Origin of the sequence: Streptomyces sp. NPDC007164 (assembly GCF_040634135.1) — a bacterium.
In the GTDB taxonomy this organism is placed as follows: Bacteria; Actinomycetota; Actinomycetes; order Streptomycetales; family Streptomycetaceae; genus Streptomyces; species Streptomyces sanglieri.
Genome location: NZ_JBEYFB010000016.1, coordinates 149,635 through 166,115 on the forward strand (window position 1 = coordinate 149,635; position 16,481 = coordinate 166,115).

The 16,481-nt window shown below is 71.9% G+C and carries 13 protein-coding genes; 7 read left to right on the forward strand and 6 right to left on the reverse strand.

The features are described from left to right. The first annotated feature begins 24 nt into the window (after positions 1-24). From ABZ622_RS21470 to ABZ622_RS21480, 3 genes are all read left to right on the forward strand, one after another. Positions 25-2,019, forward strand: coding sequence for a Xaa-Pro dipeptidyl-peptidase (locus ABZ622_RS21470; RefSeq protein WP_360545399.1), 1,995 nt, complete (start codon positions 25-27; stop codon positions 2,017-2,019). A gap of 145 nt (positions 2,020-2,164) precedes the next feature. After that, positions 2,165-3,934 (forward strand): BCCT family transporter, encoded by a 1,770-nt coding sequence (locus ABZ622_RS21475; protein ID WP_360545401.1) that lies wholly within the window; start codon positions 2,165-2,167, stop codon positions 3,932-3,934. Between the two features lie 75 nt (positions 3,935-4,009). Then, complete coding sequence (locus ABZ622_RS21480; RefSeq protein WP_360545403.1) at positions 4,010-5,647, forward strand: ABC-F family ATP-binding cassette domain-containing protein; 1,638 nt, start codon at positions 4,010-4,012, stop codon at positions 5,645-5,647. A 248-nt stretch (positions 5,648-5,895) separates the two neighbouring features. Here the strand turns inward: ABZ622_RS21480 and ABZ622_RS21485 are convergent, their stop codons facing one another. Together ABZ622_RS21485 and ABZ622_RS21490 are read right to left on the reverse strand one after the other, a co-directional pair. Next, positions 5,896-8,304: a Tex family protein gene (locus ABZ622_RS21485; RefSeq protein ID WP_360545405.1), complete on the reverse strand. Its 2,409-nt coding sequence runs from the start codon at positions 8,302-8,304 to the stop codon at positions 5,896-5,898. Positions 8,305-8,451: 147 nt separating this feature from the next. Continuing rightward, a complete protein-coding gene (locus ABZ622_RS21490; protein WP_360545407.1) occupies positions 8,452-9,315 on the reverse strand; it encodes a hypothetical protein in 864 nt (287 codons plus the stop codon). A 133-nt stretch (positions 9,316-9,448) separates the two neighbouring features. Between ABZ622_RS21490 and ABZ622_RS21495 the strand changes: the two genes are divergently transcribed. Both ABZ622_RS21495 and ABZ622_RS21500 read left to right on the forward strand, forming a co-directional pair. Next, on the forward strand, positions 9,449-10,426 hold the full coding sequence (locus ABZ622_RS21495) for a GlxA family transcriptional regulator (protein ID WP_360545409.1): 978 nt from the start codon (positions 9,449-9,451) through the stop codon (positions 10,424-10,426). 47 nt (positions 10,427-10,473) lie between these two features. Continuing rightward, positions 10,474-11,109, forward strand: a complete 636-nt coding sequence (locus ABZ622_RS21500) for a DJ-1/PfpI family protein (protein WP_360545411.1) — start codon at positions 10,474-10,476, stop codon at positions 11,107-11,109. An 11-nt stretch (positions 11,110-11,120) separates the two neighbouring features. Here the strand turns inward: ABZ622_RS21500 and ABZ622_RS21505 are convergent, their stop codons facing one another. After that, positions 11,121-11,879, reverse strand: coding sequence for an enoyl-CoA hydratase-related protein (locus ABZ622_RS21505; protein ID WP_360545413.1), 759 nt, complete (start codon positions 11,877-11,879; stop codon positions 11,121-11,123). 80 nt (positions 11,880-11,959) lie between these two features. Here ABZ622_RS21505 and ABZ622_RS21510 point away from each other — a divergent pair, with 80 nt between their 5' ends. Both ABZ622_RS21510 and ABZ622_RS21515 read left to right on the forward strand, forming a co-directional pair. Then, positions 11,960-12,583 carry a DUF308 domain-containing protein gene (locus ABZ622_RS21510; protein ID WP_360545415.1) on the forward strand — a complete coding sequence of 208 codons (624 nt, stop codon included), beginning with the start codon at positions 11,960-11,962 and terminating at the stop codon, positions 12,581-12,583. A gap of 136 nt (positions 12,584-12,719) precedes the next feature. Then, complete coding sequence (locus ABZ622_RS21515; protein ID WP_360545417.1) at positions 12,720-13,175, forward strand: ATP-binding protein; 456 nt, start codon at positions 12,720-12,722, stop codon at positions 13,173-13,175. A 39-nt stretch (positions 13,176-13,214) separates the two neighbouring features. On the opposite strand, the gene idi is transcribed toward ABZ622_RS21515, so the two are convergent. From idi to ABZ622_RS21530, 3 genes are all read right to left on the reverse strand, one after another. Further along, complete coding sequence (idi, locus tag ABZ622_RS21520; RefSeq protein ID WP_360545419.1) at positions 13,215-13,808, reverse strand: isopentenyl-diphosphate Delta-isomerase; 594 nt, start codon at positions 13,806-13,808, stop codon at positions 13,215-13,217. Between the two features lie 147 nt (positions 13,809-13,955). Then, positions 13,956-15,224, reverse strand: a complete 1,269-nt coding sequence (locus ABZ622_RS21525) for a bifunctional class I SAM-dependent methyltransferase/N-acetyltransferase (protein ID WP_360545421.1) — start codon at positions 15,222-15,224, stop codon at positions 13,956-13,958. Positions 15,225-15,443: 219 nt separating this feature from the next. Continuing rightward, the gene (locus tag ABZ622_RS21530) at positions 15,444-16,385 is read right to left on the reverse strand and encodes a cation diffusion facilitator family transporter (RefSeq protein ID WP_360545423.1); all 942 of its coding nucleotides are present in this window, start codon (positions 16,383-16,385) and stop codon (positions 15,444-15,446) included. Positions 16,386-16,481: the final 96 nt, after the last annotated feature.

A 16,481-nucleotide genomic window follows, 5' to 3' on the forward strand; every position in this document is an offset into this window, starting at 1 on the left:
AGTTGACCGGGGTACCTTCCGCCCATGCCGATTCGTGCGCGAGGCCCCCGTTCGAGTTACCGATCGCTGGTGGTGGCGGCCGTCGCCGCCCTGACGGCCGTCCTGCTCTCACCGGCCGGCGCCCAGGGCGCGAGCCCGGGGAAGGCCCGGCCGCCGGAGAGCAGGCCCGTCTACTCGTACGGGGACGCCGTCCGCGAATCGGTCTGGGTCGACACCGGACTGGACGGCGACGGGGACGGGCGGAGCGACCGTGTCGCCGCCGACATCGTCCGGCCGCGCGAGCCCGCCCGGCAGGGCCGGAAGATCCCCGTGATCATGGATGCCAGCCCGTACTACTCCTGCTGCGGGCGGGGCAACGAGAGCCAGCTCAAGACGTACGACGCCGACGGCCGGCCGGTACAGTTCCCGCTCCACTACGACAACTACTTCGTGCCGCGCGGTTACGCCTTCGTCGCCGTCGATCTGGCCGGAACCAACCGGTCCGACGGCTGTGTGGACGTCGGCGGCCGCTCGGACGTGCAGTCCGCCAAGGCCGTCATCGACTGGCTCAACGGCCGCGCCCGCGGCTACACCACCCGCACCGGCTCCGCCCGCGCCTCGGCCGGCTGGTCGAACGGCCGCACCGGGATGATCGGCAAGAGCTACGACGGGACCGTCGCCAACGGTGTCGCGGCGACCGGTGTCGACGGGCTGCGGACCATCGTGCCGATCGGCGCCATCTCCTCCTGGTACGACTACTACTTCGCCCAGGGCGCACCGCTGTACGGCAGCGGCCCCGACTGGCTCTCCGGCTACGTGGAGAGCCCCGAGGCGCGCGGCCGCTGCGCCGCCGTCCAGCAGCGGCTCGTCGACGGCGCCCCGCGCACCGGCGACTGGACGGGGCTGTGGACCGGGCGCGACTACGTGAAGGACGCCCGCAAGGTCCGCGCCAGCGTCTTCGCCGTACACGGCATGCAGGACCTCAACGTCCGGACCAAGCACCTCGGCCAGTGGTGGGACGCGCTCGCGGACCGGGGCGTGGAGCGCAAGATCTGGCTCTCCCAGACCGGCCACGTCGACCCGTTCGACTACCGGCGCGCCGAATGGGTCGACACACTGCACCGCTGGTTCGACCACTACCTGCTCGGCTACGACAACGGCATCGACCGTGAGCCGATGGCCGACATCGAACGTCACCCCGACCAGTGGTCCACCGACCGGGTCTGGCCGCCCCGTACCACCCACGCCACCACCGTGCGCCCCGGCACCGGGAACGCGCCGGGCGTCGGCACCCTGGCCCTGAAGCCCGCCCGCCCCGGCGCCACCGAGACGTTCACCGACGATCCGGCGCAGGGCGAGACGGAGTGGGCCGCGGACCTGGACCGCACCACCGGCGCCAAGGCCGGCTTCCGCACCGCACCGCTCACCACCGGCCTGCGGCTCTCCGGCTCCTCCGAAGTCACCGTCACCGCCACCCCGAACACGACGACCGCCCATCTCTCCGCGGTCCTCGTGGACATCGGCCCCGACACCATCCGTGACTACGGCTCGTCCGGCGAGGGCATCACCACCCTCACCGAACGCAGTTGCTGGGGCGCGAGCACCGCGGGGGACAGTTCCTGCTTCAAGGAGACCAGGGCCAACGCCGCCGCCGTCGACCGGACCGTGGTCAGCCGGGGCTGGGCCGACCTGGGCACGTACGCCGACGCGCGCAAGGGCCGCCCGCTGACTCCCGGCAGGGCCGTCACCCTCACCATCGACCTGGCCGCCACCGACCATGTCGTCCCGGCCGGACACCGCCTCGCCCTGATCGTCGCCGGCACCGACCGCGACCTCATCGACCCGCCGGACTCCACCCCCACCCTCACTCTCGACCTGGCCCACACCTTCGCGAAGCTGCCGTTCGTCGGCGGCACCGGCGCCTTCGTCCGCGCCACCACGGGCTCCGCGGCCGTGCCGGACAGCCCCAGGACCGCCGACGTGCCCGGCGTCACACCGCCGCGCCCCGCCGCCCGAGTCCCGGGCGGCGATCACGCGTAACGCCTCGTCCGGCCGCGAAGGCCCCTTCGCGCAGGGGCCTTCGCGGCCGGCGGACCGGTACCGCTTGTTGGTCCCGGGAGGTGGGCGCTACGTGTGGTACTGCCTACGGAGAGCGAAATCATTGCTTCCGTGAAAGGTGCCATCCGTGTCGCAGGACGAACAGAGAACGGGCGGCCGGGGGGAACTGTCGGTGACGGCGGACCTCCCCGGCGACCCGGCCCAGAACCGGCACCCCACGACGGACCGGGTGGTGTTCGGCGTCACCGCCGTGCTCACCCTCGCCTTCGTGGTCTGGGGATCCACCGCCACCGACTCGCTGGAGGACATCTCCAGTTCCATGCTCAACGGGCTGATCCACAACGGTGGTTGGGCCTTCATGCTCGCCGCGTCCGGCTTCGTGGTCTTCGCGCTCTGGCTCGCCGTCAGCCGTTACGGCAAGATCGCGCTGGGCCAGGAGGGCGAGGAGCCCGAATTCCGGACCGTGTCCTGGGTCGCCATGATGTTCAGCGCGGGCATGGGCATCGGCCTGATGTTCTACGGGGTCAGTGAGCCGCTCGCGCACTTCACCAGCCCGCCGCCCGGCACCCACCCCGCCGACGCCTCCGAGGCGATGCAGACGGCGATGGCCACCACCCTCTTCCACTGGACGCTCCATCCCTGGGCCATCTACGCCGTGGTCGGTCTGGCCATCGCGTACAGCACCTTCCGCCGCCGCCGCAGGCAGACGATCAGCGCCGTCTTCGAGCCGCTCATCGGAGCCCGGCACGCCCACGGCGGTCTCGGCCGGCTGATCGACATCCTCGCCATCTTCGCGACGCTCTTCGGCTCCGCCGCCTCCCTGGGCCTCGGCGCCCTCCAGATCGGCAGCGGCTTCCACGAACTGCACTGGAAGGAGACGACCGGCACCGGACTGCTGGTGCTGATCATCGCCGTGCTGACCGTGGCCTTCGTCGCCTCGGCGATCTCCGGTGTGGAGAAGGGCATCCAGTGGCTCTCCAACACCAATATGGTGCTCGCCCTGGTCCTCGCCGTCTTCGTCTTCGTCGCCGGCCCCACCATCATCGTGCTCGACCTGCTGCCCACCTCGATCGCCGCCTACTTCGGCAATCTGGCCCAGCTCGCCGGACGCACCGAGGCGACCGGCAAGGGCGACGTCGCCGAGTGGCTCGGCAACTGGACCGTCTTCTACTGGGCCTGGTGGATCTCCTGGACGCCCTTCGTCGGCATGTTCATCGCCCGGATCAGCCGCGGCCGGACGATCCGCCAGTTCATCGGCGGCGTCATCCTGGTGCCCAGCACCGTCAGCCTGGTGTGGTTCGCGGTCTTCGGCGGCACGGCGATCAACCTCCAGGAGGCGGGAAAGCTCGGCAACGCCGTCACCCAGGAGGCACAGCTCTTCGGTGTGCTCCAGCAGTTCCCGATCGCCACCGTGATGAGCCTGCTGGTGATGATCCTGGTCGGCATCTTCTTCGTCTCGGGCGCCGACGCCGCCTCCATCGTGATGGGCACGCTCTCCCAGAAGGGCATCCTCGAACCCGCCAAGTGGGTCGTCGTCTTCTGGGGCGTGGTCACCGGAGCCGTGGCCGCGATCATGCTGCTCATCGGCAACGGCAAGGGCGACGCGCTCGCCGGACTCCAGAACCTCACGATCCTGGTCGCCGCGCCGTTCACCGTCGTCATGATCGGCATGTGCGTGGCGCTGATGCGGGACCTGCGCCAGGACCCGCTGATCGTCCGGCGCGAATTCGGTGTGGAAGCCGTCGAATCCGCGGTCATCGAAGGGCACGCGAAGTACGCCGGTGACTTCGAGATCCGGATCGGTCCGGGCGGCAGCCGGATCACCACCGGGCTCCACGAGGGCCACGGACCCGGCCCGGACCCCGCCGGCCCGGCGGACCCGACGCGCGACGGCTGAGGACGCCCGCCGCCCGCCCGGAGCGCGACCGGCCGGGCGGCTCGGCTCCCGGCGCCGATTAGGATCGACACCCTGATGACTGCCACCCTCGTCGCCAAGGACCTCGCCGCCGGACACGGCGACCGCACACTCTTCGCCGGACTCGACCTCGTCGTCGCGCCCGGTGACGTGATCGGTCTCGTCGGAGTCAACGGCGCCGGAAAATCTTCCCTGCTCCGGCTGCTCGCCGGGCTCGACCGGCCGGAGGAGGGCGAGCTGCGGCTCTCCCCGCCCACCGCCACCGTCGGCCACCTCCCGCAGGAGCCGGAACGGCGGGCCGGCGAGACGGTGCGGGAATTCCTGGCCCGCCGCACCGGCGTCGCCGAGGCCCAGGCCGCGATGGACGCCGCCACGCAGGGCCTCGTCGACGGGGCACCGGGTGCGGACGACGCGTACTCCGAGACGCTGGAGCGCTGGCTGGCCCTCGGCGGCGCGGACCTGGACGAGCGCGCCGACGAGGTCGCCGCCGAGCTGGGACTGACCGTCGGCCTCGACCTGCCGATGACCGCGCTCTCCGGCGGCCAGGCCGCCCGCGCGGGCCTGGCCTCCCTGCTGCTCTCCCGCTACGACGTCTTCCTGCTCGACGAGCCCACCAACGACCTCGACCTGGACGGCCTGGAACGGCTGGAACGCTACGTCTCCGGGCTCCGCGCGGGCACCGTGGTCATCAGCCACGACCGCGAATTCCTGATGCGCACGGTCACCAGGGTCCTCGAACTGGACCTCGCCCAGCAGCAGATCAATCTGTACGGCGGTGGCTACGCGGCCTATCTGGAGGAGCGCGAACGCGCCCGCAGCCACGCCCGCGAGGAGTTCGAGGAGTACGCCGACAAGCGCTCCGCCCTCGAAGGGCGCGCCCAGATGCAGCGCTCCTGGATGGACAAGGGCGTCAAGAACGCCCGCCGCAAGGCCACCGACTCCGACAAGCTCGGCCGCAAGTTCCGCAGCGAGTCGAGCGAGAAGCAGGCCGCGAAGGCCCGGCAGACCCAGCGCATGATCGAACGGCTCGATGTCGTCGAGGAACCGCGCAAGGAATGGGAACTGCGGATGGAGATCGCCGCCGCGCCCCGCTCCGGCTCGGTCGTGGCCACCCTGCGCGAAGCGCAGGCCGTACGGGGGGACTTCGCCTTCGGTCCGGCGTCGCTGCAGATCGACTGGGCGGACCGGGTCGCCATCACCGGCGCCAACGGAGCGGGCAAGTCCACCCTGCTCGCCGCGCTGCTCGGCCGTCTGCCGCTGGACTCCGGCCATGCGACGCTCGGCTCGGGCGTGGTGGTCGGCGAGGTCGACCAGGCACGCAAGCTCTTCCATGGCTCGGAGTCGCTGCTGGAGGCGTTCTGTGCCGCCGTACCGGACACCGAACCGGCCGAAGTGCGCACCCTGCTCGCCAAGTTCGGCCTGCGCGCCAACCATGTGATGCGCCCCGCCACGACGCTCTCCCCGGGCGAACGCACCCGGGCGGCACTCGCCCTGCTCCAGGGCCGGGGCGTCAACCTCCTGGTGCTCGACGAGCCCACGAACCACCTCGATCTGCCCGCGATCGAGCAGCTGGAGTCGGCCCTCGATTCGTACACCGGAACGCTGCTGCTGGTCACGCACGACCGGCGCATGCTGGAAGCGGTACGCACGACCCGGCGGGTCGAGGTGGCGGCGGGACGGGTCACGGAGCTCTGAGCCGCGCACCGGGCCGTCGGCGGCGGCCCGGTGCCCGGCAGCCCGGACCAGCCATCACCTGTCCCGGTCGCGCGGGCGGTACTGGCACGCCCGGGGCGCGAGAGCGGGGGATGGCGACGCGAAGAGGGTGCCGGTTCATGATCCGGGGTGTACTCGGCGGACCGTGATCCGGGACGTATTCACCAAATTCGTGAAGAGAAGGGCGGGGAGGGGCCGTCACAGGCTCGCCCCTCCCCGCCCGGGTACCGCTACCGCTTCCTGCCGCCCTGGTTCGGGTCCGTCAGTCCGGCCCGCCGCAGTGCGTCCGCCATCGCGCTGTTCACCGGCGCGGGTGCCTGACGGGCGGAGCCTCCGCCGCGCCGGTCCTGGCCGCCCTGTCCCTGGCCGCCCTGTCCCTGGCGCTGCCTCGGCGGCCGGCCGCCCTGGCCGCCGCGCTCACCGCGCTCGCGCCGCTGGCCGCCGCCCTGGGCGCCCGCACCGGCCGCCGCCTCGTCGTCCAGCCGCAGTGTCAACGAGATCCGCTTCCGCGGCACATCGACATCCATGACCTTGACCTTCACGATGTCGCCCGGCTTCACGACATCCCTCGGGTCCTTCACGAACGTCCGCGACATCGCCGACACGTGCACCAGGCCGTCCTGGTGCACACCGATGTCCACGAACGCGCCGAACGCGGCGACATTGGTGACCACGCCCTCCAGCACCATGCCGGACGCGAGGTCACCGATCTTCTCGACGCCCTCCTTGAAGGTGGCCGTCCTGAACGCGGGCCGCGGGTCGCGCCCCGGCTTCTCCAGCTCCTTCAGGATGTCGGTGACCGTCGGCAGACCGAACTTCTCGTCCACGAAGTCGTCGGCCCGCAGCGACCGCAGCACACCGGTGTTGCCGATCAGCGACGCGACATCGCCGCCGGTCCGCTTCACCATCGACCGCACCACCGGATACGCCTCCGGGTGGACACTCGACGCGTCCAGCGGATCGTCGCCCCGGATCCGCAGGAAGCCCGCGCACTGCTCGTACGCCTTCGGGCCCAGCCGCGCCACGTCCTTCAGCGCCCGGCGCGACCGGAAGGGGCCGTTCGTGTCGCGGTGCGCGACGATGTTCTCGGCGAGCCCCGAGCCGATCCCCGAAACCCGCGAAAGCAGCGGCGCGGACGCGGTGTTGACGTCGACACCGACACCGTTCACACAGTCCTCGACGACCGCGTCCAGCGAGCGCGACAGCTTCACCTCGGACAGGTCGTGCTGGTACTGGCCGACCCCGATCGACTTCGGGTCGATCTTCACCAGCTCGGCGAGCGGATCCTGCAGCCGCCGCGCGATGGAGACGGCCCCGCGCAACGACACGTCCATGTCGGGGAGTTCCTGCGAGGCGAAGGCCGACGCCGAATACACCGAAGCGCCGGCCTCGGAGACCACCACCTTGGTGAGCTTCAACTCCGGGTGCTTGTCGATGAGTTCACCGGCGAGCTTGTCGGTCTCGCGGGACGCCGTGCCGTTGCCGATCGCGATCAGGTCGACGTCGTGGGCCTTCGCCAGCCGCTCCAGTGCGGCCAGCGACTGGTCCCACTTGTTCGCCGGGACATGCGGATGAATGACGTCCGTCGCGACGACCTTGCCGGTCGCGTCGACGACGGCGACCTTCACACCGGTACGGAAGCCGGGGTCCAGCCCCAGCGTGGCGCGCGTCCCGGCCGGTGCGGCGAGCAGCAGATCGCGCAGGTTCGACGCGAAGACGCGTACCGCCTCGTCCTCGGCCGCGGTGCGCAGCCGCAGCCGCAGATCGATGCCCAGGTGCACCAGGATCCTGGTCCGCCACGCCCAGCGCACGGTGTCGCCGAGCCACTTGTCGCCGGGGCGGCCGCGGTCGGCCACGCCGAAGCGCCGGGCGACCATGTTCTCGTACGTGGACGGCCCCGGGGTCTCGGAGGGCTCCTCCGGCTCCAGGACCAGGTCGAGCACGTCCTCCTTCTCGCCCCGGAGCATCGCGAGCACCCGGTGCGAGGGCAGCGCGGTGAACGGCTCGGCGAAGTCGAAGTAGTCGGCGAACTTCGCGCCCGCCTCCTCCTTGCCGTCCCGCACCTTGGCGGCCAGCCGTCCGCGCGACCACATCCGCTCGCGCAGCTCACCGATCAGATCGGCGTCCTCGGAGAACCGCTCGGTGAGGACGGCACGGGCCCCCTCCAGCGCGGCGGCGCCGTCCGCGACGCCCTTGTCGGCGTCCACGAAGGCGGCGGCAGCGGCGAGCGGGTCCACCGACGGATCACCGAGCAGGGCGTCGGCGAGCGGTTCGAGCCCCGCCTCCCGGGCGATCTGCGCCTTTGTGCGCCGCTTGGGCTTGAACGGCAGATAGATGTCCTCCAGGCGCGCCTTGGTGTCGGCGGCCCGGATCTGCGCCTCCAGCGCCTCGTCCAGCTTGCCCTGCTCGCGCACCGAGTCGAGGATCGCCGCCCGGCGGTCCTCCAGCTCCCGCAGATACCGCAGCCGCTCCTCCAACGTGCGCAGCTGCGCGTCGTCGAGCATCTCGGTCGCTTCCTTGCGGTAGCGCGCGATGAACGGCACGGTCGACCCGCCGTCGAGCAGCTCGACGGCCGCCTTCACCTGCCGCTCGCGTACGCCGAGCTCCTCGGCGATCCTGCCTTCGATGGACGTCGTCACGGTTCTACCGACTCGCCTTCTCGTACTGGCTCTACTGGCTGTGCTTGCCGGGGCGGGGCCCCTTGGCCTGCATTGTGCCGGGTGGCCGGGCGCCGTGTCGCCCGGCCACCCCCGGGGCCCCGCCCGCGGACCGGGCCGGCCGGCGGATCAGTCCTTGCCCATCAGATCGGCCGGGAACGCGCCCGCCGACGCCGCCGTGAACAGGAACCCGCGTGCCAGCTCGGTCAGCCGCTCCACACCCTCCGCGCCCAGGTGCTCGTAGGGGGCCGCGTCCATCCGGTCCGTGGCCTCCTCCAGCTCCGCCCGGAGCGCGATGCCCGCCTCCGTCAACTCGCCCTCGGCGTCCAGGAGTCCGCGTCCGCGCAGCCGCTCGCGCGCCGCGTCCCAGTCGTCGCGCTGCCAGCCGCGGGTGGTGAGCACCCAGCGCGGGGACATCCCCTTGCCGGTCGCCGTGTGGCTGACCAGCGCCTCCAGCGGATCGAGCCCGGCGGTCAGGAGCGCGGCGAGATGGCCGTCGCCGCGGTGCTCCCGCAGCAGCGTGCCGGCGTGCCAGTACGCCAGATGCGGCTCCTCGGGCACCCGGAGATCGGCGTGGGCGGCGTAGAGCGGCCGGGCGTGTCGGGTGCATCCCCCGGCGGCGCGCAGCGCCAGTCCGGCCGCCTCGGCCAGCTCCGGGGAGGCGATGACCTCCTCGCCCAGCAGTCGCCGCAGGGTGGTGTCGGCGGCGCGCAGCCGGGCGTCCAGCACCGCCTGCGGTGCGGCGACGGACCACACGGCGGGCAGATGCCGGGCGACCAGGTCGTGGTTGAAGTTGTAGAACGCCGCCGTGACGGTGCCCGGACCGACGGCACCCATCGCCGCCGAACGCGCGGCGAAGTAGGCGGCGTTCGGGTCGTCGATGCCGAGCTCCCCGAGTTCCTTGCCGAGGTCGGGGGAGAAATAGACCGTCGAGTGCAGCGGGTTGATGGCGTTGTGGCAGCGGCGTCCGGCGCGCGGCGGCAGAGTACTCATGCGGGCACATTACCGACTGGTCGGTACGCCCGGTAACCCCGGGGCGGCACTGAATCGCAAGGTTCGCGCGATGGCAGAAAAGGTGGGTTCTTCGTCATTGCGGCCATGATCCGGGCCCACCAGGATGGCGGTCATGACGCAGCGATCCGTACTCGTCGTCCTCTACGACGGCGTCCAGAGCCTCGATGTCACCGGGCCGGTGGAGGTCTTCGCCGGGGCCTCCCGTTTCCCCGGGTCCGGGTACGGACTGCGCACCGCCTCGCTCGACGGTGCCCCGGTCCGTACCTGCAGCGGCCTCGTCCTCGTCCCGGACAGCAGCCTCGCCGACGCCGAACCGCCCCACACCCTCCTCGTCCCCGGCGGCGAGGGCACCCGCGACCCCGACCCGGCGCTCGTCGACTGGCTGCGCGAGCACGCTCCGCACGCCGAACGGCTCGTCTCCGTCTGCACCGGCGCGCTGCTGCTCGCCGGGGCCGGACTGCTGGACGGACACCGGGTGACCACGCACTGGACGGTCTGCGAGCACCTCGCCCGCAACCACCCGGCCGTCGAGGTCGACCCGGACCCGATCTTCGTACGCGACGGCAGGCTGGCCACCTCCGCCGGAGTCACCGCCGGAATCGACCTCGCCCTCGCGCTCGTGGAGGAGGACCACGGCAGGGACATCGCGCTCACCGTCGCCAGACACCTCGTGGTCTTCCTCCGCAGGCCGGGCAATCAGGCCCAGTTCAGCGCCCAGCTCGTCGCCCAGACCGCCCGGCGCGAACCGCTGCGCGAGGTCCAGCACTGGATCACCGAGAACCCCGGCGAGGACCTCTGCGTCGAGGCGCTCGCCGCCCGCGCCCGACTCTCGCCCCGGCATTTCGCCCGCGCCTTCCAGGCCGAGACGGGCCTCACGCCCGGCCGTTACGTCGACCGCGTACGCCTGGAACAGGCCCGCAGGCTGCTGGAGGACACCACCGACGGTGTCACCGGCATCTCACGCGCCTGCGGCTACGGCACCCCGGAGGCCATGCGCCGCGCGTTCGTCAAGGCCCTGGGCACCGCCCCCGCCGAATACCGCCGCCGCTTCCGCACCCACCCCGCCACCGATCGACGCTCCACGACCTGACCACTCGGCCACTCGGCCGCTGGCCGCTCGACCGCGAAAGGGAACCCATGCAGATCGCCATCGTCCTCTTCGACCGCTTCACCGCACTCGACGCGGTGGGCCCGTACGAAATGCTCGCCCGCACCCCCGGCGCCGAGACCGTGTTCGTCGCCGAGCGGACCGGCCCCGTACGCAACGACACCGACAGCCTCACGCTCGTCGCCGACAAGACCTTCGCCGACGTACCGGCACCGGACGTGGTGGTCGTGCCGGGAGGCCCCGGCCAGCGCGACCAGATGGAGAACGAGGCGCTGCTCGGCTGGCTGCGCGCCGCCGATGCCACCAGCACCTGGACCACCTCCGTCTGCACCGGCTCGCTGCTGCTCGCGGCGGCCGGACTGCTCACCGGGCGACGGGCCACCTCGCACTGGCTCATGCTGGACGTGCTGACGGAGTTCGGCGCCGAGCCGACCGGTGAGCGCGTCGTCATCGACGGCAAGTACGTCACCGCGGCCGGCGTCTCCTCCGGCATCGACATGGGGCTCACCCTGGCCGGCCGGATCGCGGGCGACGAGCACGCCCTGGCCGTACAGCTGCTGACCGAGTACGACCCGCAGCCGCCGTACGACGCGGGCTCGCCGGAGAAGGCCCCGGCGGCCATGGTGGAGAAGTTCCGTGCCCAGCGCCACCACCTCCTCCGGTAGGGCGCGGGCGGTCAGGCCCCGGTCGTCCAGGTGAACCGCGGTGTGCGCCGCTCCAGGAAGGCGGCGACACCCTCGGCGGTGTCGCCGCTGCCGCGCGCCTGCCGGGCCCAGTACGCGTCCCGGTCCTCGCGGCCGTCGGCGAACTCCTTCGCCGCCGCCTGCGTCAGTTGCGAGCGGGCCGTCAGAGTCCGCGCGTACGCCTCGACCCGCTTGTCCAGCCCGCCGGCCGGCAGCACCTCGTCGACCAGGCCGGTGCGCAGCGCCCGCGCGGTGTCGATCAGCTCTCCGGAGAACAGCAGGTGCTTCGCCGTGGCCGGGCCGGTCAGCGCCACCAGACGCCGCGTCGACGACGCGGCGTACACGATGCCGAGCTTGGCCGGGGTGACCCCGAAGGAGGCGCCCTCCTCCGCGAACCGCAGGTCGCAGGCGGCCGCCAGCTGACTGCCACCGCCCACGCAGTAGCCCCGGATCGCCGCGAGTGTCGGCCTGGGGAACGCGGCCAGCGACTCCTCGGCCGCCACCGCGAGCGCCTGCGGATCACCCGCCGGATCCCGGAGCGAGGAGATGTCCGCCCCGGCGCAGAAGGTGTCCCCGGCGCCCGTCAGCACCAGCACCCGGACCCCGGGGTCGGCCGCCAGCCGTTCCAGCAGAACGGGCAGCGCGCCCCACATCGCGGCCGTCATCGCGTTGCGTTTGGCGGGATTGCTGATGACGACGGTGGCGACGCCGTCCGCGACGGCGTGCTTCAGCCCGGGTTCCGTACGCTCCATGTGCCGGATGCTATCCGTACGGTTCGAACCTATGATCAAGAAGGGGTCCGGGACCAGGTACGCACCGTGAGGAGCTTCCCGTGGCAGATCCCGCAACCGAGGGCAGGAGACTGAGCCGCAGCTTCGGCTGGCTCGCCCTGCTCGGCGCCCTGCTCCTCGTGGCCGGCCTGGTCGGTCTCGTCTACACCGGCGTCGCGACGCTGACCTCGATGCTCCTGTTCGGCTGGCTGCTGCTGCTCGGCGGCATCGTCGGGCTGCTGCACGCCATCGACTCCCGCGGCAGCGACTACTTCTGGCTGGGCGTCGTGGTGGCCGCGCTGAACATCGCCGCCGGGGTCGTCGTCATCCGCCACCCGCACGGCACCGCCGAGGCGCTGACCATGTTCGCCGCGCTGCTCTTCCTGACCGGCGGGGTGTTCCGCCTGGTGGGCAGCGTCGTGGTGCGCGGCCCGCAGTTCGGCTGGACGCTGCTGCAAGGAGCCTTCGGCCTGCTTCTGGGGCTGCTGGTGCTCTTCGACTGGCCGCACAGCAGTCTCTACGTACTGGGTCTCTTCTTCTCGCTGGCGCTGCTCTTCGACGGGCTCGGCCTGATCGCCATGGGGGTGGGCGGCCGTCGCATCGTCTCGATGGTTTCGGAACAGAGGGTGACCGGCGAGCTGACCGACCAACCCCGAGGAAACGAGCAGAAACGGTCCAAAGGCTGAGCCATTGATGCTCTGTCCGGTCAAAAGCCGCCGATAGAAGTCGACTTATGGTCAGTGGCACGGCCCGGGCCGACTACGCCCCGCACTCTGTACTTCGACGTGCAGTCACCACCGAGTGGAGAGCGGGTACCGGACTATGGAGAGCCGCGGGAGTGTTCCTGCCCGGCCGGTCCCGTACGAGGGAGTCTGGCGGTTCACCGCTCCGGCCGTGGACGTATCCGTACCGCAGGCCCGGCACGCGGTGCGCGATCTGCTGAAACGCCAGGGTGTGCCGCTGGACGACGAGGTCGCCGAGGGGCTGTTGCTCATCGTCTCCGAGCTGGTCACCAACGCGGTGAAGCACGCCGCGCTGCTCTCGCCGGAGCTCGCCGTCGAGGTGGCTGTCGGCGAGGAGTGGATCAGGGTGTCCGTCGAGGACAACCACCCCTACCGGCCGACGGCCCTGGAGACGGACTACGCGCAGACCGGCGGGCGCGGGCTGCTGCTGGTCCGGGAGATCACCCGGGAAGCGGGCGGGGCCTGCGATGTGGAGCACACCGCAGGCGGCGGAAAGATCATCTGGGCGGCGCTGCCGCTGAATTTCCGGCCCTGACCGCCCGCACCCGACGGCGTACCCGGTGCCGTTCGTCCGTCACCAGCCGGCGGACGGCCCGGTCAGCTCCCGGATCGCCGGGCGCGCGGCGTCCAGCACCGTCATGAACCAGGCCGAGAACGGCGAGCGGGCATGCCGCTCGGCAAGCTCCTCGGCCGTCACGAACGCGGTCTCGCCGACCTCCTCCGGGTCCGGGTCCAGCCGGTCCTGCGCCATGCCCACGAAGAGGTGGTTGAACTCCTGCTCCACCAGGCCCGAGGCCGGGTCCGGGTGGTTGTAGCGGACCGTGCCCGCCTCGGCCAGCAGGGAGGGCGAGACGCCGAGCTCCTCGTACGTACGCCGGGCGGCGGCGGCGAAGGGGGCCTCACCGGGGTAGGGGTGGCCGCAGCAGGTGTTCGACCAGACACCGGGGGAGTGGTACTTGCCGAGCGCGCGGCGCTGGAGCAGCAGCCTGCCCTGCTCGTCGAAGAGGAACACGGAGAAGGCGCGGTGCAGCTGACCGGGCGGCTGATGGGCGGCGAGCTTCTCCGCCGTACCGATGGTGGTGCCGTCCTCATCGACCAGTTCGAGCATGATCGCTTCTGCTGTGCCGTTCGACGAGCTGTGCGCCGCGGTGGCTGGTGTGGTCGGCATACCCATCCTTCGCTATGGTCCCGGCCCGGTGCGCCGGTCCCGTCGATTCCCGTCAAGTCTGCCGTACAAAAGCCGCTTGTCCGCACCTCGGGGTCTGGCATGTCCGGTCCCGCCGCACCGCGGGGCGCGGCGGGACCGGACGGTGCGTCAGACGCCGAAGGCGGCCGGGTAACGGATCGTGCCCTGCGGCACCGGCGCGGACTCGTCCAGCACCAGGGCCATCATCGCCTCGTCCGGGACGTCGAAGCCCGGCCGGATCCCGTACCGCGACGCCGGGACGAAACCGAACCTCGGGTAGTACTCGGGATGACCGAGTACCAGGACGAGTGACTCGCCGCGCAGCCGTGCCGCGTCGAGCACCGCCCGCACCGCGGCCTGTCCCGCCCCCCGGCGCTGGTGTCCGGGGACGGTCGCCACCGGGGCCAGCGCGAGCGCCGGCGCGCCCCCGACCCGGCACCGGGTCAGCAGGGCGTACGCCGCGATGTCCCCGTCCGGTCCGTCCGTCGCCACCCGGCCGAGGCCGGGCAGCCAGGCAGCCGGATCGGCGCGCAGCGCGTCGACGAGATCGGCCTCGTCCGGCGTCGGGAACGCCGCGGCGTTGACCGCGTGGACGGCCGCCGCGTCCGCCGTCGTCTCCGGCCGGGTCGTCCAGCGGGGGTCGGCGGGGCGCAGCACATAGCCGGCGTAGCCGTACTCCGTGCCGTGGTCGCGCCGCATGGCCAGCTCCTCGCGGGTCGCCGCGAGCGCCCACGCCATGCCGGGGGCGGACGCGTCGGCGCTCGCCACGCGCTCGGCGAGCGGGACGTAGTACTCGTCCCAGTCGCTGTCGGGCTGCACCAGCGCCCCGAGGACGTGGTAGCCGGCCGCGACGGCCGCCGCGGTGTTGCCCGCCACGGGGCGCATCGACGTCTCCTGCTCCCAGAAGGCGCGCGCCTCGGCCGTCGGCGCGTCCGTCGTCCAGACGCACTCGGTGACGACGAGGGAGCCGCCCGGGGCGAGCAGCCGCTGCCAGTCACGGAGCGCGGTGTCGAAACCGATGATGTACGCCGACCCCTCGGCCCAGACGAGGTCGAAGGACCCGTCGGGAAAGCCGGGGCCGGTCAGCTCCGCCATGTCGGCCCGGACCGTACGGATACGGTCGCCGAGCCCGCGGGCCCCGGCCGCCTCGCGCAGTTCGTCGAGGAACGGCCGGTGGAGGTCGACGGCGGTCACCTCGGCACCCGCCTCCGCGGCGAGGAGCAGCGCGGCGCGGCCGGGCCCGCAGCCCAGGTCCAGGACGCGCGGCCGCCGCGGCAACGGGCCGGTGAGCTCCAGCAGCCGCCGGGTGGTGGCATCGGAGCCGGGGCTCTGCCGGGGCAGGTTGTGGTGCAGGGAGAAGAACGCCTCGGAACGGACGGCGTGATCGTTGTCGGTCAACGTGGGAACCCTTGGTGTACGAGGGCTCCGGCCAGCGGGTCGACCCGATGGGAGTCGAGGCGCTAGCCGAGAACCCGGGAGATGAGGAAGGACCGGATGCTGCGCCGGGCGGGCGCCGTCGCGACGGTCATCAACCTCAGCTCCTCTCTCGCACATGGGGGAGGCCGAACGCCTCTGCGAATACCTTACATGGGCCGTCGGACGGGGACCGGGGGCCGGTCAGTGGCAGAGCCTGGCCTCGTGCTCGGCATGGCCGCTCGGCTCCAGCTGGAAGGTGCAGTGCTCCACGTCGAAATGGACGCCGAGGCAGCCCTGCAGCTCATGGAGGAGCTTCTCGTGGCCGATCGAGTCGAGCATGTCCTGGCGCACCACCACATGGGCGGAGAGCACCGGCATCCCCGAGGTGATCGTCCAGGCGTGCAGGTCGTGCACGTCCAGCACCCCGGGCAGGGCGGTGATGTGGGCCCGCACCTCTCCCATGTCGACCCCCTTGGGCGCCGACTCCAGCAGCACGTTGAGCGTCTCCCTGAGCAGTTTCACGGTACGGGGGACGATCATCAGGCCGATGACCAGCGAGGCGATCGGGTCGGCGGCCTGCCAGCCGGTGGCCAGGATGATCCCCGCCGAGACCAGCACCGCGAACGAGCCGAGCGTGTCCGCGAGCACCTCCAGGTAGGCGCCGCGCACATTGAGGCTGTCCTTCTGTCCGCGCATCAGCAGCGACAGCGAGACTATGTTGGCGGCCATGCCGACCAGGGCGAACGCGATCGTCAGCCCGCCCCTGGTCTCGGCCGGGGTGATGAACCGCTCCACGGCCTCGAAGAGCAGGAAGCCGCCCACGCCGAGCAGCAGCAGACAGTTGGCCAGCGCGGCGAGGATCTCGGCGCGGGCGTAGCCGAAGGTGCGGTTCACCCCGGCCGGCCGGTTGGCGAAGTGGATCGCCAGCAGCGCCATGCCCAGGCCGAGGGCGTCGGTCGCCATGTGGGCCGCGTCGGCGATCAGCGCGAGCGAGTCGGCGAGCACCCCGCCGACGATCTCCACGACCATCACGGTGAGTGTGATGCCGAGCGCGATCCGCAACCGACCCCGGTACGCGGCGGCTGCCGTGCCGGTGGGCGGCGGACCGCCGTGTGTGTGCCCGTGGTCGTGCCCTGCCCCCATGGGGAACGCCTCCCGATCGTTGCTCGGTCCCGGACGCGGTCGGCCCGGGCAATGCCAGTGAACTACGGGTGGGGGGTATCCGGCAACACGGCACTG